The following is a 19,530-nucleotide window of genomic DNA, read 5'->3' as shown; positions in this document are numbered from 1 at the left end:
GCATGTTGAACAAGAAGATGGCAGCGGGTGGACTCGCCCTCGCCATGTTCGCCACCATCGGGCTCACTGCCTGCGGAGGCGGATCCAGCTCCTCGGGGGCCGGCAGCGGCTCCGCGATCCCCAAACCTGATGTCGCCTGCGACATCCCAGAGGGCAACGTCGACGGCAAGGCCATCGACACCTCGAAGGTTGAGGGCGAGATCACTTTCCAGACCCAGGGCCTCCAAGCCGATTTCGCCAAGTTCTTCGAGGAGAAGATCGCCGAGTTCGAGGCGGCCAACCCCGGCACCAAGATCAACTGGACCGACCAGGGCGGCGGCGCCGAGTTCGACCAGGCGATCACCGCGCAGGCCACCAACTGCCAGATGGCGGACGTCGTCAACACCCCCTCCTCGGCCATCCTCGCCCTGTCCAAGGCCAACCTGCTCATGGACTACGACGTCAAGGCGCCCGCCGTCGGCGACAAGTTCGTCAAGAGCATCTGGGACTCCACCGCCATGGGGGCCAACGGGCACCACACCGCCCTTCCCTGGTACTTCGGCCCCTACATCACCACCTACAACAAGGACGTCTTCAAGCGCGCGGGCCTGGACGAGAACAAGCCACCCGCCACCATGGAGGAGATGTTCGACTACGCCGAGAAGGTCCACGCCAACAGCCCCGACGACTTCGGCATCTACGGCTCCCCCCAGTGGTACATGACCGCGCAGTTGCACGGGATGGGCGTCAAACTGCTCAACGATGACAAAACCGCCTTCGACTTCGCGGACAACGAGGCGGCCGTCACCTACGTCACCAAGTTCGCCGAGCTCTACGCGTCGGGCGCCATCCCGAAGGACTCCCTCACCGGCGAGCCCGACCCCGGCAAGGCCTACACCGACGGCAACCTCGCCTTCGGCACCCCCAACGCCTCCTTCCTCAAATCCGTCAAGAGCAACAACCCCGCGGTCTACGAGAACACCGGGGTCGGCGCCTTCCCCACGAACGCGGGGATCAAGCCCGTCTTCGAGGGCCAGTACATCGGCGTCTCCGTCACCACGAAGAACGCGCCCCTGGCGATGAAGTTCGCCGAGTGGGTCACCAACGCCGAGAACGAGTACGCGTGGACCCACGACGGCGGGGCGATCATCTTCCCGGCCGCCACCGAGGCCCTCGACAAGCTGGTCGCCAACCCGCCGGAGATCGCTGACGACCCGGTCTTCAAGGCCGCCTACGAGCAGGCCGCGAAGTCCGCGAAGGACGCCGAGGCGTACACCGACGTGTTCTACATGACCGGGGGCGTCTCCGACATCCTCGTCGAGAACGTCAACAAGGCCATCCGCGGGGAGGTCGAGCCCAAGGCCGCCCTCAAGGCCGCCCAGGACGCGATGAACGCCAAGCTCTCCGCCCTCACCGAATGATCCCGGGGTGGGCCGGGGCCGACTACTGGCCCCGGCCCACCCGCCTGCGGCGCCCGCCCCGGCCGGCGCCGCCCGCGCGCCCGCGAGCTGCGGGCCCCCTGTTCACAGCAGTACAGAAAACGAGGACAGCATGGCCATCACAAAACGCCGAGCTCCAGGGCGCTCCCTCAACGGCGCCGCGCGTTTCCGCCCCAAGTGGATGCCCTGGATATGGATCACGCTGCCGGTTCTGGCGATCATCTCCTTCTACATCTACCCCTTCATCACCACGGTCTACGTGTCCTTCACCAAGACCAAGCCGTTGGGAAGGATCGGGCGGCTCGTCGGCTTCGACAACTTCGCGAAGGTCCTCTCCGACGGCGAGTTCTGGGAATCGCTGCGCAACTCCCTGCTGTACGCGGTGTGCGTCGTCCCCCTCATGGTCCTGCTCCCGCTGCTGCTCGCCCTGCTGGTGAAGAGCCACGTCCCCGGCATCGGCTTCTTCCGCGCCCTCTACTACCTGCCGGCCATCTCCTCGCTGGTCGTCATCTCCCTGGCCTGGCGCTACCTGCTGGACCAGCGCGGCCCGGTCAACAACCTCCTCGCGTCGTGGGGCCTGGCCAGTGAGCCCGTGCCCTTCTTGTCCAACCAGTGGCTCATCCTCTTCTGCGCGATGCTGATCACCCTGTGGCAGGGCCTGCCCTATTACATGATCCTGTACTTGTCCGCGCTGGCCAATGTCGATAAGTCCCTGTACGAGGCGGCGGAGCTCGACGGGGCGGGCCCGGTGCGCCGTTTCTTCACGGTCACAGTGCCCGGCGTGCGGGTCATGATGTTCCTGGTCGCCACCCTCACCACGATCGGCTGCCTGAAGATCTTCACCGAGGTCTACCTGCTGGGGGGTGCCGCCTCGCCCACCAAGACCCTCACCATGTACATCCGCGACCGGATCGTCGATCCGACCTTCGGGTCGCTGGGGCAGGGGGACGCGGCATCGGTGTGCCTGTTCCTGCTGACCTTCGGATTCATCATCGCCTCCCAGGCGCTGCAGAGGAAGGCTGAAGACGCATGAGCGCCCAAGCACCCGCCCAGAAGAACCCCTCCCGCTTCGCGCAGTGGTGCAAAGCGCGCAGGCTCGAGCGCCAGTCCCGCACCGTCGCCAGCCGCCAGATGCGCGGCAGTCAGCTGTTCATCCGCTACACGGTGCTCGTCGTCGTCGCGATCCTGCTGGTCGGCCCCCTCGTGCTGCCCCTCATGGCGGCCTTCAAAGCGCCCGGCGAGTCCGTCTTCGGCCAGGGGGCCACGCTGCTCCCCCAGCAGTGGTCCCTCGAGTCCTTCGCCAGGCTCTTCGAGCGCACCGACATCCTCGGATCCATCGGCAACTCCGCGCTGGTGGCGCTCCTGGCCGTCACCTCGAACGTCGTCCTGTCGTGCGTGGGCGGGTACATGCTGTCCAGGCGCGGGTGGAGCGGGCGCACCGTCATGTACTTCGTCGTGCTGTCGGCGATGATCTTCCCCTTCGAGTCGATCATGCTCTCCCTGTTCTCCATGATGGTGCAGGTCAACCTCTACAACACCCTCACGGGCGTGTGGCTGGTCACCATGATCGGGCCCTTCCAGATCCTCATGATGCGCGCCGCGTTCATGGGGATCCCCGACGAGATCGAGGACGCCGCCCTCATCGACGGCGCGGGGGAGTGGAGGCGATTCTGGGAGATCTTCTTGCCCCAGGTGCGCGGAACCCTCACGGTCGTGGGGCTGACCTCCTTCATCGCCGCGTGGTCGGACTTCATCTTCCCCCTGCTGATGCTGCCCGACCCGAAGAAGCAGACCCTCATGCTCACCCTCACGGCGATCCAGAACTCGCCGCAGGGCACCACCTACCAACTGGTGCTCGCTGGCGCGGTCGTCGCCATGACACCGGTCGTCATCGTCTTCGCCCTCAGCCAGAAGTACTTCTTCCGGGGCATCGAGGACGGCGGCCTGAAGTTCTGAACCGTGGCCGGCCGGGCCCGGCCGGCCACAGTGCCCACCCCACCCGGCCGCTGGCCAAGCCCCTTCCCCGACCATCCCCAGGGAGCGCACATGACCGACCGACTCACCGACGAATTCGCCCCCGACGCCCTCGAGGCCGCAGGGGCGCTGGGGGGAGCCGAGGACCCCGGCTACACCTACCCTGATGACCCCCGCACCGCGCGCGCCCTCGAGCACTGGCGCGATCTCAAGGTGGGGGTCATCATCCACTGGGGGGTCTTCTCCCACATCGGCCAGGACGGATCCTGGTCCCTGCACCGCACCCGACTGGGCGGCTTCACGGACGCCCCCCAGGGGTGGCAGGGCACGGACGCCCAGTACCACACGTGGTACTGCGACCAGGCGCGCTCCTTCACCGGCGAGGACTTCGACGCCGACGAGTGGGCGCGCGCCTGCGCCCGCGCGGGGATGCGCTACGTCGTCTTCACCACGAAGCACCACGACGGCTTCGCCATGTACGACACCGCCTACTCGAACTTCAAATCCACGTCGGAGGAGTCGGGCCTGGGGCGCGACATCGTCCGCGAGGTCTTCGACGCCTTCCGCGGCGCGGGCATGGAGACCGGCGTGTACTTCTCGAAGGCGGACTGGAACCACCCGGGCTACTGGGACCGCTCCCGCCCGATCACGGACCGCTACCACAACTACGACATCGCCTCCCACGAAGCCAAATGGGAGTCCTTCGTCACCTACACGAAGAACCAGATCGAGGAGCTCCTCACCGGCTACGGCGAGGTCAACGTCCTGTGGCTGGACGCCGGGTGGGTGCGCTCCCCGGAGGAGCCCATCGGCATGGACGCGATCGCCGAGGGCGCGCGCCGCCTGCAGCCCTCGATCCTGGTCGTCGACCGCGAGGTCCACGGGCCCAACGAGAACTACAGGACCCCCGAACAGGAGATCCCCGACTCCGTCTTGGACCACCCGTGGGAGTCCTGCATCACGATGACGCGCGGCTGGTGCTCGATGCGGCCCGACGAGGCGATCAAACCGATGCGCCACATCGTCTCCAACCTGCTGGCGATCGTCTCGCGCGGCGGCAACTACCTCATCGGCATCGGGCCCGACGGCTCCGGGCGCATGTCGACGTGGGTGCGCCGCGGGCTCGACGAGCTCGGCGGATTCCTCGAGGTCAACGGACCCGGGATCTTCGCGACCCGCCCGTGGGAGCACGGGGAGCGGGTGCGCGGTGCCGACGACTGGTCGTGGTGGACGACCCGCGCTGCCCCCTCCGCTCCCGGTGGCCAGGGCACCGTCTACCTCTTCGGGATGGGCCCGGCCGACGAGGCGGGCGCGCAATCCCTGGAGGAGAGGACCTTCGCGGCGCCGGGCACCAGTGCCACCTGGGTCGAGGTTCCCGCCCCGGTGGTCGAGGCGCGCCTGCTCGGCTCCGAGGAGCCCGTCGGGGTCGAGGCGCACGGGGAGGGCTCGAGACTGCGCGTGCCCGCCACGGGCCTGGCCTACGCGGTCGGGATCGAAGCGCGCCTGGCGGACGGGCCGAGTGCCTTGGAAGGCCGTGACTAGGCGGGCGGGCATGCCCGCGGTCCGCCCCGCGCCCTAGGGCGCGGCGATCCACGGAGTGCTGCGGGCGCAGGAGCGCCCGCGCGAGGCGGCCCCTCGACCGCCGCGTCGGACAATGGCGCCGCGCAGGCGGGCAGCAGCAAAGACTAACACGTGACAGCAATGCGGAATACGAACACTGCGACGACATCACACCACCACCCAACATCCACGAAGGAGTAGACGAATGAGGAGAAGACCCATAATCGGTGCGCTCCTCGCACCAGCACTCGCGTTCGGGACGCTCAGCGCCGCGCAGGCCGCGCTGGCCGAACCGGCCCAGCCAGCACCCTTCCATCCCGAGGTCCTGTGGGCCACGTCCGAAGAACTCGTCGGCGAATCCGGCGTCAACGGGCACATCGAAGCCCTCACCGACGACGACAAGGGCCGTAGCGGCGCCGCCGTCACGTTCTGGACCACCAAATGGAAAGACGGCGGGGACTCCTTCCCGCACGCCGTCGCCATGCGCAACCCCAACGCGCAGGACGGCACCTGCGGCATAGGGGTCACCGCCAGGCCCACCTACGACACCACGATGGGCAACGACCACCTGCCAGCCGAGTACAGGATCCACGCCTTCGACACGGATCCGGGCAACCCGGCTTCGGACGCGGACAAGCTCGCCGCGTGGAAGGAGTCTGTGCGGGGCGGCCAATGGCAGGGCGGGACGGAACTGGCCCACGCCTCGGGAAAACTGACTAAGACCAACGACGAGCAGTACATCACCTTCCCGAAGACCACCGCGCCCGTTTTCTCCCTCACTGGCCTGTCCGCCCTGGTCGCCTCCAAGAACGACATGGCCCTGTCCGACATCAAACTGCTGCCCTGTGACTCGGACGGCAACGCGATCACCACCTACCCGGCCGAGCCCGGCCCCGGCGCCGAGCCCCGGCCCAAGGTCCCCAACGTCCCCGCGCCCCTCCAGGGCAGTGGATCCGACTCCCTGGTCACCGACTTCGTCATCGACCAGCTGCCCTACGGCGACCCCGGCGCCCCCGTCGAGTTCACCCCGGGCACCCACACCTACTCCGCCACCGGCTACTACCACGCGGCCACCGTCTCCGCGCGGATCCGCACTGTGCCGGGCGCGGAGGTCACCATCAACGGCGCCAAGCCCGACGGCGACGGGCGGGTGAAGAACCTCGACCTCACCAAGGGGATCAACGCCATCACCGCCACCGTCACGAAGGGCGGGGAAAGCGCCACCTACGTCGTCAACATCACCAAGACCGACACCGACTTCCGCGGCAACGTCCTGGTGCCCGCCACGGCCGCCCTCAACGGCGGCAGCGAGGCCGACAACCGCGCCCTGGTGGACGGGGACCGCAACACCACCGTCACCGTCGACCCGCTGGTCCGCTCCGAGCAGTGGGACGGGGCCACCACCGGATTCGAGCTCACGCTCGACGGACAGCGCTACGTCCACCGCGTCAACGGCTTCGGCTGGCCATCGCTGCCCGGCGACGCCAAGGGCTGGCACGGGGGCAACTCCGTCGCCATCGCCATCCAGGAGGCCGACGGCGGCGAGTGGAAGACCATCGTCACCCACGCCTCTCTCACCCGCGACGCGCGCGGCCTGTGGTACTGGGACTTCAACGCCTACCACCTGGCCCACAAGATCCGCGTGTGGATGAACACCGAGACCGAGCCCCAGACTCCCAAGAACATCGCCACGGCCGTGCGCTTCGACGACGTCGAGGTGTGGGGCCTGCCCGCGGGCAGCACCCCCAAGGCCCCCGAGGTCGATAACTCCGCGGACGCCCGCTACTCCGGGTTCGACCCGGGCGACGGCAAGTGGGGCGTCAACCGCGCCCAGGCCCTCGCCCTGCAGTACGGCGTCATGATGCCCGCCTGGGTGCCCTCCGAGGGCTACGGACGCGGCGGATTCGACGCCAACGAGCGCAGCCTCACCGGCGGCGCCTTCCCCATGTTCTACGACCTGCCCTTGTTCAACACCGCGATGATGGAGTCCCTGGGCAAGGGCACTCCGTGGGCGCTCGCGAAGGCCCCCTTCGGGAAGAACGGGATCGCTTCGGCCGGCGAGCCCCGCGACTTCCTGAGCGAGGCGCAGAAGCCCTACGCGAACAGCCTCGTCGACATCCAGTACGGCGACGAGAAGCAGTGGGACAGCACGGAGGGCGACTACTACCAGAAGTGGTTCGAGTGGTCCAAGACGACCTACCCCGGTGCGGTCGTCCACTCCAACCAGTACGACGACTACACGTGGCGCAGGCCGCAGGTGCTCGACCACTACGTGCGCGACGTCAAGCCCGACCTGCTCAGCTGGGACACCTACTACTACTCCACGACCAGCGGGCCGAGCCCCGACAAGGTCGTCACCTCTTTGCTGAACAACCAGACGTGGCAGGCCCAGCGCGAGTACGCCCTCAAGGGCCTGACCGGCGACGGCTCCAGCCCGATCCTGTACGGCCAGTACCTGGACTACAACTGGGACGCCAACGTCTCCGCATCGCAGAAGGCGATCGTGCCCTCCCTGGGCCTGGCGACCGGGCAGAAGTGGTTCGGCCTGTTCCGCATGGAGTACAACGGCTACGACCGCTCCTCGATCATCGACCACGACGGCGCTCCCACCCGCTCCTTCTACGAGTTCACGAGGATCTTCCGCTCCGTGCGCTACATCGGCGAGTACACGAAGGCCTTGGACTCGACCTTCGTCGCCCTTAAACCCGGCCAGTACGACGGCCGCGGCGAGGCCCCGGTCCTGAGCGGCTACCGCTACGGCAACTTCGCCTCCGGTGACGAGGCCGTGGCCGCGAACCAGGGCGCCGGCCTGGTGGACATGAGCGTCACGAACACCGGTTCCGTCAACGGCGGCAAGCCGGGCGACGTGGTGGTCGGCTACTTCGACCAGCTCGGGGGCCTCGAGGCCGCCAAGTCCGCGGAGATCTTCGGCGAGTCGACCACCGTCCCCAAGGGGTTCATGGTCGTCAACGCGCTGACCGGGACCACCAAGTTCCCCTCGATGCTGCTCGACCCGCGCACCGACGACGGCTCCTTCGCCGAGACCGCCCAGGACATCACCCTCACGGTGAAGAAGCCGTCCGCCAACTCGCACCTCATGCTGGTTGATCCCTCCACCGCGACCACCACCGAGGTCGCCCTCGGCGACGGGGAGACCTCGACCGTCACCCTCAAGGCCGTCGGCGGCGGCGACTCGCGCCTGCTCTACTGGGTGACCCGGGACAATCCGACCCCCGGCCCCACGCCCACTCCGACGCCGACCGCGGATCCGACCCCCGCGCCGACTCCAACGCCGACCGCGGATCCGACTTCCGCGCCGACTCCGACGCCCACCTCGGACCCCACTGCGACGCCCACTGCGGATCCGACCAACCCGCCCGCGCCCGGGCCCAAGACGGGCAAGTGGGTGCAGGGGTTCTTCGGCTGGTGGTACCGCTATGACGATGGCACCTACCCGGTGTCCACGACGCTGGTCATTGACGGGCGGACCTACAGGTTCGACGCGCGCGGGTACATGGTGACCGGCTGGCACAAGGACAACGGGGCCTGGTACTACTACTCCCCCTCCGGCGCGCAGGCGAGCGGCTGGACGCTGGTCTCGGGGACCTGGTACTACCTGGATCCGGGAACCGGCGCGATGCTGATCGGCTGGGTCGAGGTGTCGGGGACCTGGTACCACCTGGGCGCTTCTGGCGCCATGGACACGGGCTGGCTGAGCGAGTCCGGTCACTGGTACTACCTGGATCCGGGGACTGGCGCGATGCGCACCGGTTGGGTGCAGTCGGGCGGCCACTGGTACTACCTGGATCCGGGAACCGGCGCGATGCTGATCGGCTGGGTCGAGGTGTCGGGGACCTGGTACCACCTGGGCGCTTCTGGCGCCATGGACACGGGCTGGCTGAGCGAGTCCGGTCACTGGTACTACCTGGATCCGGGGACTGGCGCGATGCGCACCGGTTGGCTGGAGGACGGCGGCCACTGGTACTACCTGGATCCCAGTGGTCAGATGGCGACCGGGACCCGGACGATCGACGGGGTCACACACAGGTTCGCCCCCTCGGGGGTCTGGCTCGGCTGAGCCCTGCCTCCCAGCGGCGCCCCGGGGTTCCCCCGGGGCGCCGCCCGTTGCGGACAAGGCGCCGCTGGCGCTCTGGTGGGGCGCGTGAGGCTCCCAGCGCTCACAGACCGGGTGCCTGGGACTTGCGGCCCACGCCCGCCACGGCCACGGCGCGCACAGGGCGCCAGGTGGGCGGAGGACGGACCAAGAGGGCGCCGAACCGGTGGGCAGTGGGGCACAATGCGGGTGTGGATTCCCTCGACGCACCATCCCCGTTCCCGGCGAGCCCCTACGCCAGCTTCGACCGCGCAGCGTGGGCCAGCCTCGCGGACCGGACGCCGCTGCCCCTCACCCAGGACGACATCGACCGCATCGCGTCATTGGGCGACCCCATCGACATGCAGGAGGTCGACGCGATCTACAGGCCGCTGTCGGCACTGCTGCACCTCTACGTCGACGGGCGAAGGCGCACAGCGGCGGAGCGCCACGCCTTCCTGGGCGAGCCCGCCCCCCTCTCAACGCCCTTCGTCATTGGGATCGCCGGTTCCGTGGCCGTCGGCAAATCCACCGTGGCGCGCCTGCTCCAACTGCTTCTGCAGCGGTGGGACTCCACGCCCAGGGTCGACCTGGTCACCACCGACGGCTTCCTCCACCCGAACAAAGTGCTGGAGGAGCGCGGCATCATCGCCAGGAAGGGCTTCCCCGAGTCCTACGACCGCGCCGCCCTGGTCGCGTTCCTCGCCGCCGTGAAAGCGGGTGCCCACTCGGTGAGCGCGCCCGTGTACTCCCACGTCGTCTACGACATCATCCCCGGCAAGGAGACCGTCGTCTCCCGCCCGGACATCCTCATCGTCGAGGGACTCAACGTCCTGCAACCCCCGCGCGCGCTGCCGGGCTCCGTCTCCATCGCAGTGTCCGACTACTTCGACTTCTCCATCTACGTCGATGCCGACGAGTCGCACATCGAGCAGTGGTACGTCGACCGCTTCCTCAAGCTCCGGGCGACCGCGTTCGCCCGCGAGGACTCGTTCTTCCGGACCTACGCGGGCCTGTCCGACGCCGAGGCGGAGAGCACGGCGCGCATGGTGTGGCGCGCGATCAACCTGCCGAACCTGCGTGAGAACATCCGCCCCACCCGCGAACGCGCGGAACTGGTGTTCACCAAGGGCGCGGACCACAGGGTGGAATCGCTGAAGATCCGCAAGGAGTAACTGAGCGCGCCCCTATGGCGAAGGGCACTCGCCGGTGCTCCTGGCCCCCTGGTGTGGTCCAATTGAGTCCATGTGCGGAATCGTTGGTCATATTGCAAGCAGCCCGTCGCAGCGGTCGTGCCGCGTCGTCATGGACGGCCTGGCGCGCCTGGAGTACAGGGGCTACGACTCGGCGGGCATCGCCCTGGCCGCCCCCGGGGGCCTCGAGGTCGTCCGCGAGGTCGGCAAACTCGCCAATCTGAGGGCCGCCGTCGACCAGGCGCGCCCCGACGACGCCACCGCCGGAATCGGGCACACGCGCTGGGCGACCCACGGGCGCCCCACGGTGGCCAACGCCCACCCGCACTGCACACCCGACGGGCGCTTCGCCCTGGTCCACAACGGCATCATCGAGAACGCGGACGCCCTGCGCGCCCAGCTGATCGCCGACGGCGCGGTCTTCGCCTCGGAGACGGACACGGAGGTCGTCGTCCATATGATCGCCCGCGGCTACGACGAGGCGTCCCCGGCCTCGTACCAGGGCGAGGTCGCTGGCCTTACCGGGGCCGATGGGGACGCGGCCCGCCGGTTGGTCGCCGCCATGCGGGCGGTGACGGAGCAGCTGGAGGGCACCTTCACCCTGCTGGTGGTCTCGACCGAGTCCCCGAACGTGATCATCGCGGCGCGCCGCTCATCGCCCCTGGTCGTGGGCCTGGGCGACGGGGAGAACTTCCTCGGTTCCGACGCGCTGGCCTTCGTCGAGCACACGAGGCGCGCGGTGGAGGTCGAGCAGGACCAGATCGTCGTGGTCGCGGCCGGGGGTGTGACCGTGGTGGGCACCGACGGCCAGGTGGTCGCCCCGAAGGAGTACGAGGTCGACTTCTCGTCGGACCGCGCCACGAAGAACGGGTGGCCCACCTTCATGGAGAAGGAGATCCACGAGCAGCCTGAGGCGGTGGGAGCCACCCTGGCGGACCGCGTCGACTCCCACGGGCACTTGGCCCTCGACGAGGTGCGCATCCCCGAGCACGTGCTGCGCAGCGTCGACAAGGTCATCATGATCGGCTGCGGAACCGCCTCCTACGCGGGACAGGTCGCCCGCTACGCCATCGAGCACTGGTGCCGGATCCCCGTCGAGGTCGAGCTGTCCAGCGAGTTCCGCTACCGCGATCCCGTGGTCACCGAGAAGACCCTGGTGGTGGCGATCTCCCAGTCGGGGGAGACCATGGACACCATTCAGGCGATCCGCCACGCCCGCGAGCAGGGAGCGAAGGTGGTCGCGGTCGTCAACACGCCCGGCTCGACGATCTCGCGCGAGTCCGATGCGGTGGTCCTCACGCACGCCGGGCCCGAGATCGCGGTCGCCTCGACGAAGGCGTTCACCGCTCAGGTGGCCGCCTGCTACATCCTGGGCCTGTACCTGGCCCAGGTGCGGGGCAACAAGTACGCCGACGAGATCGCCGACTACATGGACAAACTGGCCGAGGTGCCCGCCAAGATCGAGCGCGTCCTGGAGCAGGGGGAGACGGTGCGCCAATTCGCCCGTACCATGGCCGGCGCCACGTCCGTCATCTACCTCGGCCGCCACGTGGGCTTCCCCGTTGCGATGGAGGGGGCCCTCAAGCTCAAGGAGATCTGCTACATCCATGCGGAGGGCTTCGCCGCGGGCGAGCTCAAGCACGGGCCCATCGCCCTGGTCGACGAGGGACAGCCCGTCATCGTCATCGTGCCCACCCCCCGCCGCCCCGAGTTGCACAACAAGGTCCTGGCCAACATCGAGGAGGTCCGCGCCCGGGGCGCGCGCACGATCGTGGTCGCCGAGGAGGGGGACTCCTCCGTGGACGCCTTCGCCGACGTGGTCTTCCGGGTGCCGCCGGTGCCGACGCTCTACGCGCCGCTGCTCACGGTCGTTCCCCTGCAGATCTTCGCGTGCGAGTTGGCGGGCGTGAAGGGGCTCGACGTCGACCAGCCCAGGAACCTCGCGAAGTCGGTGACCGTCGAGTAGTCAGGACGCATGTGAATTAGCGGTCACTGGGCGCCCTTCTCCCCGGTGGAGGCGGATGATTGACAACGGATCCCGTTAGCGAGGAGGAGCCATCATGAGTCCCACTACCATTCTCATCGGCGTTCTGCCGTCCGTGTTCTTCGGCGTCGCCACGACCCTCATGGGCAAGACCGGGGGGTCGGACCGCCAGCGCGTCATGGGCACGGTCCTGGGTGGCCTCCTCATGGCCGCCGTGGCCACGCCGTTCCTGCACCCCCAGTGGACGCCGCTCAACCTCGCGGTGTCCTTCGGCACGGGCCTGCTGCTGGGGCTGGGCGTATGCGACCAGTTGCGCTCCTACACTGTGCTCGGCATGTCGCGCACGATGCCACTGTCCACCGGAGGGCAGTTGGTCCTCATGTCGGTGGCGGGCATCGCCGTGTTCGGCGAGTGGCTGCACGGCGGCGCCCTGCCCTACGGCATTGCGGCGATCGCGGTGCTGATCGTGGGGATCTGGTTCCTCTCGCGCTCCGAGGCGGGTTCGGACGCGGCCGGCCTGGACTGGGGGAGGGGAGCGGTACTGCTCACCTCCTCGACGCTGGGCCTGGTCGCCTTCCCCCTGATCATCAAGTACTTCGGCATCGCGCCGAAGGAGTTCCTGGCGCCGCAGGCCGTCGGCTACACCGCGTATGCCGCCGTGTTCTTCGCCATCCAGGGGCGCGGCGGCGTCGACCCCGAGGCGTCGTTGCGCCACCGGCGCATGTTCCCCTCCGTATTCAACGGCGTCCTGTGGGGCATCGCGATCCTGCTGTTGCAACTCAACTCGAACAACCTCGGGGCGGGCACCGGATTCACGCTCTCGCAGCTGGGGATCCTGATCTCCACCCCGCTGGGCATCCTGTGGCTGCACGAGACCCGTAGCAGGAAGGAGCTGCGCTGGACGGGCATCGGCGTTTTCCTGGTGATCGCCGGGGCTGTGCTGGCGGGGATCGCCAAGTCCCTCGACGCCGCCTGAGCGCGGGGGCGGTTCGGCGGTGGGCGGTGTGTTGTTCGGGGGAGGCCCCCGCGCCTGAAGCCGGTGCGTCCGCCACGAGGCGGGGTGCTTCTTGGATTTGCGGTTGTGGAGTTGAACGGGGTACACTGAACGCAATCGTTCAGCCCGCTGCCTCCTTCTGGTCGCAGACGGGCTGGATTTCTATTCATGCGCAGGAGGGCTATGAGCGAGGCTGTGAAACGTCCGACGACGGTGGACGAACAGCTTGGCATCCTCCGGGCGCGGGGGATGTGCGTTGACGAACGGCTCGCTCGGCAGTGGCTAGCGAGTGTGTCGTACTACCGGCTTTCCGGCTACTGGTACCCCTACCGCCGGTTGTCCGCATCCGAGGACTCGGGGAACCCCCAGCGCATCGACGAATTCGAACCAGGGACGACATTTGTCGACGTAGCGGCGCTCTACGAGTTCGACCGTAAACTGCGCACCCTCATCAATGACGGGATGGAGAGAGTCGAGGTCGCGCTGCGCGCTCGAATTGGAGAGCTGCTTGTCGCGAACGGGGATGGGACCTCATACCGGAATCCGTCACTGTTCCGTCAAGCGTTTGACCATTCCGCATGGCTGAGCAGAGTTCGTCAACGCGTCGAACGCGCCAAAGGCCGTGACCGGGCTATTCAGCATTACTTGGCAAAATATGAGGATATTCCATTCTGGGTGCTCGCCGATGTCCTCGACTTCTCCGACGTGTCCCGTCTCCTTGATGGTTTGCTGATCGATGACCAGCGGACCATAGCCGCCAGTTTCGGGCTGAACGTCGATGTCCAGCGTTTGAACTCCAAACAGAGGAGAAGATATTTCGAAAACTCGGATCCGCTGGCTCGGTGGTGCGAGCAACTCACTGTGCTCCGCAATGTCTGCGCCCATCATGGTCGCCTGTGGAACCGGCGCCTGATACCGGTATCGACCAACGCGTTTCGGACTATCGCCGCGTTGTCGTCGCTCCCGGAAGGGCAAAGCGATCAGCTGTACGGGGCGTTAGCGATGATGGCTTTCCTCCTTAAGAACATTTCCCCTGGAACTTCTTGGCCCGCAAAAGTGGGCAGTCTCATCGTTGGTGAGTTTCCTACGAAGATGCGTTCAATTAGTGAGATGGGTTTTCCGGAGGATTGGCGCGAATCCTCCCTTTGGGCCGGTGGGGCTGGTCAGTAGCCAGGGCCGCTCCCTGGCAAGCGCCCGCTCCGCCCCGGGTGTGCGAGCATGGAGGGCATGAGCGCCGCAGAACCGACTCCCGCCCACACTTTCGCCACTGTGAGGAAGCTGGAGGCGCCTCTGATCGCCGAGGCGCGCGCCCAGGGGCATCCCGACGCCCTCATGGAGCGGGCTGCCACAGGGGTGGCGGACGCGGCGTGGGGCCTGCTCGAACGGCCCCGCGGTGGGCTGCGGTCATCCGCAGTCGATCCATGGTGCCCGGGCCTTGATCCCCAAGACGATCCCCGGGGCCATGCCCACGCCTCCGGGGCGGAGCCGACCGCCCTCCCACCCGACATCCCAGCGCCCTCGGCCGCCCTGTCCTCCGTCGCATCGCATGGGCCCTCCCTGGCCCCCTCCCCCCACAGCGCCGCCCATGAGGTCGGAACGCCGGAGGACACCGCACCCCAGGTCGTCGCCCTGGTCGGCTCCGGCGACAACGGGGGCGACGCGCTCTACGCGTGCGCCATCCTGCAAGACGCGGGCACCGCCTGCATGGCGGTCCTGCTCAAACCCGGAGCGCACGAGCGCGCCCTGGGCCGCGCGCGGGCCGCAGGGGTCGCCGTCATCGACCTGGCGGACCGCCCCCTGTCTCGGCTGGACGAGCGGGAGGCCGCGCGCCTCGCGGGCGCCCGCGTCTGGATCGACGGGATCGTGGGAACCGGGGTTCGCGGCCCCCTGGAGGGCTCGCTGGCGGACGCGGTCAAGACACTGGCGGCCCTCAAGCGCTCGGCGGACCCCGCCGTCGTCGCCGTCGACGTGCCCTCCGGCCTGATGGACTCGTGCGGTGAGGTGTCCGGTCCGCTCCTCCCGGCGGAGGTGACCGTCACGATGGGGGCGCACAAGGAGGCGCTGGTCCTGCCCCCCGCCGCGGGGTACGCCGGGCGGATCGAACGCGTGGACCTGGGACTACCCGTGCCCGCCGAGGCGGAGCAGACCCCGCCCGTCGCCCTCCACACCGCCGCAAGCGCGGCGGCCCACTACCATGCCCCGACCTTCGAGGACCACAAGTACACGCGCGGAGTGGTTGGCGTCGTCGCCGGATCCGACACTTACCCGGGCGCCGGAGTGCTCGCCGTGCGCGGCGCGCTCGCCAGCGGGGTCGGAATGGTGCGGCTCAACTCGACAAGACGCGTCGAGGACCTGGTCCTGGCCGCCGAACCCGGTGTGGTCACCGCCGGAGGGCGCATACAGGCGGGCCTCATCGGCCCCGGACTCGACGAGGCGCGCCGCGCCGAGGCCCTCGAGCTCGCCGAGTTCTGCCTCGACGCGCGCCTGCCCTTGGTGATCGACGCGTGGGCGCTGGACCTGGTCCCCGGCCTCGCCGGTCGGACGCGGAATGCGGCGCTGACGATCACCCCCCACTACGGGGAGGCGGCGCGCCTGCTCACCGCACTCGGCAGCCCGACAACGCGCGCGCGGGTCGTGGAGGCCCCCCTGCGGGCCGCACGGAGCCTCCACGAGCTGACGGGCGCGACTGTGGTCCTCAAAGGGGCGGCGACCATCGTCTACGGCGCTGCCCGCGCCACCCTCGTCGACGGGAGCGCGCCAGGGCGGGAGGGCGCCCTCGGACCCGAACAGGGGGACGGGCTGGGGGCCCCGTGCAGTCCAGAGGAACCGCGGGGCTGGGACTCCGCCCGCGCCATCGTGGCGCCCCTGGGCTGCGGCTGGGCGTCCGTGGCGGGATCTGGCGACGTACTGGCGGGCCTCGTCGCTGGGACGCACGCGGGCGCTCGGGCCCGCAGGGAGCGGGACGGCGCCAACGTCCACGACCCGGTCGCCGAGGCCGCCGCCGCCGTGTGGGTCCACGGCGAGGCCGCGCGCTTGGCCTCCCGCGCCCGCCACGCGCCCGGCCATCCGATCCAGGCCCGCCAGATCGCCGACGCGATTCCCCCAGTCATCGGTGGGATACTGGGAGCGTGACTGACACCCACGCGCCACAGGCGGACGCATACCCCGGCGAGGCGCTCATCGACCACGGCGCCATCGCCCACAACCTCCGGGTCCTCCGCGCGGCGGCTCCCGCCGCCCAGCAGATGGCGGTCGTCAAAGCCAACGCCTACGGGCACGGCCTGCTGCCCGTCGCCCTCACGGCGCTCGCCTCCGGCAGCGACTGGCTGGGCGTCGCCCAACTGCCCGAGGCCGTGGAATTGAGGGAGGGCCTCGACCGCGCGGGCATCGACCGGGCGGACGCCCCCGTGCTCGCGTGGATCACGACCCCCGGCTCCGACTTCGCGGGGGCCATCCGCGCCGGTATCGACCTGTCGGTGTCGTGGACGTGGGTGCTCGACGCCATCAGCGTGGCGGCGCGCGCCGTGGGCCGCCCCGCCCGCGTCCACGTCAAGATCGACACAGGGATGAGCAGGGCGGGATCCACGCTGGCGGACCTACCCGCCCTGGCCTCGGCGCTCGCGGCGGCGCAGGCCGATGGGCTAGTCGAGGTCGTCGGCGCGTGGAGCCACCTGTCCCGCGGGGACGACCCCAGCGAGGGCGGGCTGGCCTCGACCGCCTCGCACGTCGAGAACTTCGAACGGGGCCTGCGGATCCTCCAGAATGCTGGCGTCCGCCCTGCGATCCGCCACCTGGCGGCCACCTCGGGCATCCTGTGGCACCCGGAAACCCATTACGACATGGTCCGCGCCGGGATCGGGCTCTACGGCCTGTCCCCCGACCCCGCCGTCGCGGACGCGAGGGAACTGGGACTGCGGCCCGTCATGACGCTGCGCGCCCCCCTCACCTCCGTCAAGGTCATCGAGCGCGGGGCGCCCGTCTCGTACGGGGGGACGTGGGAGGCGCCGACCCGGCGCTGGGCGGGCCTGGTCCCCCTGGGGTACGGGGACGGCGTCCTGCGCTCCGCCTCCAACGCCGCCCCCGTGGTGGTGCGCGGCCCCGGCGGCGACGTGCCCGCGCGCTGCGTGGGCCGGGTGTGCATGGACCAGTTCGTCATCGACCTCGGCCCGGCCGACGGGGCGGGCGGGACGCCGAGCTCCCAATCGGGTGCCCCGCCCGCCCGCGTAGGGGACTGCGCCGTGCTCTTCGGCGACCCCACGACCGGCGCCCCCACCGCCGACCAGTGGGCAGTGGCCGCCGGAACCATCAACTACGAGGTCGTCACCCGCTTGGGCGACCACATCCCCCGGATCCACGTCCGGGCGGGAAGGAGCCAGTAGATGGCAGGGGAGACGACCATCGCCACCGGCTCGGCGGAGGAGACCCGCGCCCTCGGGGCCGCCCTCGGGGCAGTCCTGGCCGCCGGGGACCTCGTGATGCTCAGCGGCGGCCTCGGCGCCGGGAAGACGACCCTGGCCCAGGGGATCGGCGAGGGCATGGGCGTGCTCGGGCGCGTCGCCTCGCCCACCTTCATCATCGCGCGCGTCCACCCCTCCGGGCGGGGAGGGCCCGACCTCGTCCACGCCGACGCCTACAGGATCCGCGACCTGGAGGACCTGGAGACCCTGGACCTCGACTCCTCCCTGGACGAGGCGGTGACCGTCGTCGAATGGGGCGAGGGCAAGACCGAGGCGCTTTCCGACTCCCGCCTGGAGATCGGGGTCCACCGTGCCCAAGGGGGCGCGGCGCCCGCCCTGGGCGGTGCCATCGACCTGGCGGCCGTGGACGACGGGCGCCGCGACATTGTGATGCGCCCGTTCGGGCAGCGGTGGGACGGGGTCCTGGAAGCCGTCGTCGCGGCGTTCCGGCGGGCCGCGCCGTCCGACTCCGTGGACGCAGTAGGATCGACCCGTGCTTGAACTCGCCCTGGACACGCTGAACGCGACATCCGTTGCCCTCGTGCGCGATGGGGAGGCCGTCGCACGCGCCACAGCCGGATCCGCCCGCCACCATGCGGAGTCCCTCACCCCCCTGGTCCGCCGGGTCCTCCAGGACGCGGGGCTGGGACCGGACGCGGTCGGTGCAGGGCTGGACAGGGTGCTGGTGGGCACGGGGCCCGCCCCCTTCACGGGACTGCGCGCCGGCCTCGTCTCCGCCCGCGTCATCGGCGAGGCGGTGGGCGCCCCCGTCCTCGGTGTCGCCTCCCTGGATGTCGTCGCCCGCCAGGGACTGGACCTGCTGCCCCCCGACATGACGGTCTTCGCGGTCTCGGACGCGCGCAGGCGCGAGCTCTACTGGGGGTGCTACGAGGCCGACGGCCCTGACGACGTGCGGCTCGTCGGGCGCCTGGAAGTGGGGGCCGCGCACGCCCTGCTGGGCGCGATGCGGGGGGCTGACGGGCTCATCGTCGCAGCCGGCCCCCTGCCCGCCCACTCCGCGCAGCTCCTCGCCGACGCGAGCCAAGGGCCCGTCATCGACCTGGACCCCGCAGTCATGTCCCGCGTAGTGGCAGCGCGCCTGGCCCGGGGGCAGGAGGAACGCCTGGGCACCCAGCCCCTTTACCTGCGCCGCCCCGACATCCAGGGCCGGGCGCCCGCGCGCCTATGAGCGACGGCCCGGATCCCCAGCGCGCACCCGGCGCCCCCGGGGAGCGCGACATTCCGGACCCCGGACGCGGGCAGTGCCCCGCCGTCGACGTCGTTCCCGCCCGGGCGGGGGACCTCCGCGAGCTGGTGCGCCTGGAGGGGCTGCTCTTCCCCGAGGACCCCTGGACCGAGGGGATGCTCCGCGAGGAACTGGCGTCCGCCTCGTCCCACTACCTCATCGCCCGCGCCGACGGGACGGCGTGCGGTTACGGCGGAGTCAAAGTGCTCGGCGACCAGGGGGACATCATGACGATCGGGGTGGTTCCCGGCGCGCGCGGGCGGTCCGTGGGCTCGCGCCTCCTCGACGGCCTGATCGCGTGGGCGCGGCGGGCGGGCGCAGACGAGCTCTTCCTCGACGTGCGCGCCTCGAACGCCGCCGCCATCGGCCTGTACCTGTCGCGCGGTTTCGAGGCGGTCGGGCGCCGACGCCGCTACTTCCGCAACCCCGTCGAGGACGCCCTCGTCATGCGCTTGGCGGGCTTGGCCGGGGGCCCGGCGGCACACCCATCGAATTAGCAAGGCAGCATTTTCTAAAATCCCCTCCGGACGCGCCCTCCGAGGGCGCCCCCGACGAGGCCGGGCCCGCTCCTCCCCGGAGAGGAACGGGGTGAGGAAACCGCGTGAAACCGC

The 19,530-nt window shown here is 69.7% G+C and carries 14 protein-coding genes; all 14 read left to right on the top strand.

Translation table 11 applies throughout. The annotated features are described in order from the left end of the window. Nucleotides 1-2: 2 nt before the first annotated feature. The 14 genes from G447_RS0100170 to rimI all read left to right on the top strand — a co-directional run bounded on the left by G447_RS0100170 (nucleotide 3) and on the right by rimI (nucleotide 19,416). A complete protein-coding gene (locus G447_RS0100170; RefSeq protein WP_026429610.1) occupies nucleotides 3-1,400 on the top strand; it encodes an extracellular solute-binding protein in 1,398 nt (465 codons plus the stop codon). 130 nt (nucleotides 1,401-1,530) lie between these two features. Further along, on the top strand, nucleotides 1,531-2,451 hold the full coding sequence (locus G447_RS0100165) for a carbohydrate ABC transporter permease (RefSeq protein WP_005867360.1): 921 nt from the start codon (nucleotides 1,531-1,533) through the stop codon (nucleotides 2,449-2,451). Continuing rightward, nucleotides 2,448-3,374 (top strand): carbohydrate ABC transporter permease, encoded by a 927-nt coding sequence (locus tag G447_RS0100160; protein ID WP_026429609.1) that lies wholly within the window; start codon nucleotides 2,448-2,450, stop codon nucleotides 3,372-3,374. Before G447_RS0100165 ends, G447_RS0100160 begins: the two co-directional genes overlap by 4 nt. Nucleotides 3,375-3,464: 90 nt before the next feature. Further along, nucleotides 3,465-4,934 carry an alpha-L-fucosidase gene (locus tag G447_RS0100155; protein ID WP_026429608.1) on the top strand — a complete coding sequence of 490 codons (1,470 nt, stop codon included), beginning with the start codon at nucleotides 3,465-3,467 and terminating at the stop codon, nucleotides 4,932-4,934. Nucleotides 4,935-5,157: 223 nt separating this feature from the next. Continuing rightward, nucleotides 5,158-9,030 carry a cadherin-like beta sandwich domain-containing protein gene (locus G447_RS0100150; RefSeq protein ID WP_026429607.1) on the top strand — a complete coding sequence of 1,291 codons (3,873 nt, stop codon included), beginning with the start codon at nucleotides 5,158-5,160 and terminating at the stop codon, nucleotides 9,028-9,030. 227 nt (nucleotides 9,031-9,257) lie between these two features. After that, entirely contained in the window at nucleotides 9,258-10,220 is a 963-nt protein-coding gene (gene coaA / locus G447_RS0100145; RefSeq protein ID WP_005867358.1) for a type I pantothenate kinase, read from the top strand. A 70-nt stretch (nucleotides 10,221-10,290) separates the two neighbouring features. Further along, nucleotides 10,291-12,204 (top strand): glutamine--fructose-6-phosphate transaminase (isomerizing), encoded by a 1,914-nt coding sequence (glmS, locus tag G447_RS0100140; RefSeq protein WP_026429606.1) that lies wholly within the window; start codon nucleotides 10,291-10,293, stop codon nucleotides 12,202-12,204. 94 nt (nucleotides 12,205-12,298) lie between these two features. After that, nucleotides 12,299-13,198, top strand: coding sequence for a GRP family sugar transporter (locus G447_RS0100135; protein WP_026429605.1), 900 nt, complete (start codon nucleotides 12,299-12,301; stop codon nucleotides 13,196-13,198). 201 nt (nucleotides 13,199-13,399) lie between these two features. After that, the gene (locus G447_RS0100130) at nucleotides 13,400-14,386 is read left to right on the top strand and encodes an Abi family protein (RefSeq protein ID WP_034475870.1); all 987 of its coding nucleotides are present in this window, start codon (nucleotides 13,400-13,402) and stop codon (nucleotides 14,384-14,386) included. Between the two features lie 57 nt (nucleotides 14,387-14,443). Next, nucleotides 14,444-16,348: a bifunctional ADP-dependent NAD(P)H-hydrate dehydratase/NAD(P)H-hydrate epimerase gene (locus G447_RS0100125; RefSeq protein WP_034475869.1), complete on the top strand. Its 1,905-nt coding sequence runs from the start codon at nucleotides 14,444-14,446 to the stop codon at nucleotides 16,346-16,348. Further along, nucleotides 16,345-17,595: an alanine racemase gene (alr, locus tag G447_RS0100120; RefSeq protein WP_026429602.1), complete on the top strand. Its 1,251-nt coding sequence runs from the start codon at nucleotides 16,345-16,347 to the stop codon at nucleotides 17,593-17,595. The genes G447_RS0100125 and alr overlap by 4 nt, the downstream gene beginning before the upstream one ends. Next, complete coding sequence (gene tsaE / locus G447_RS0100115; RefSeq protein WP_026429601.1) at nucleotides 17,596-18,174, top strand: tRNA (adenosine(37)-N6)-threonylcarbamoyltransferase complex ATPase subunit type 1 TsaE; 579 nt, start codon at nucleotides 17,596-17,598, stop codon at nucleotides 18,172-18,174. Continuing rightward, nucleotides 18,167-18,862 carry a tRNA (adenosine(37)-N6)-threonylcarbamoyltransferase complex dimerization subunit type 1 TsaB gene (tsaB, locus tag G447_RS0100110; RefSeq protein WP_026429600.1) on the top strand — a complete coding sequence of 232 codons (696 nt, stop codon included), beginning with the start codon at nucleotides 18,167-18,169 and terminating at the stop codon, nucleotides 18,860-18,862. Before tsaE ends, tsaB begins: the two co-directional genes overlap by 8 nt. Then, on the top strand, nucleotides 18,859-19,416 hold the full coding sequence (rimI, locus tag G447_RS0100105) for a ribosomal protein S18-alanine N-acetyltransferase (protein ID WP_026429599.1): 558 nt from the start codon (nucleotides 18,859-18,861) through the stop codon (nucleotides 19,414-19,416). The genes tsaB and rimI overlap by 4 nt, the downstream gene beginning before the upstream one ends. The last annotated feature ends 114 nt before the right edge of the window (nucleotides 19,417-19,530 follow it).

Origin of the sequence: Schaalia georgiae DSM 6843 (assembly GCF_000429245.1) — a bacterium.
GTDB lineage: Bacteria > Actinomycetota > Actinomycetes > Actinomycetales > Actinomycetaceae > Pauljensenia > Pauljensenia georgiae.
This window is presented reverse-complemented; position numbering and strand designations above follow the sequence as displayed.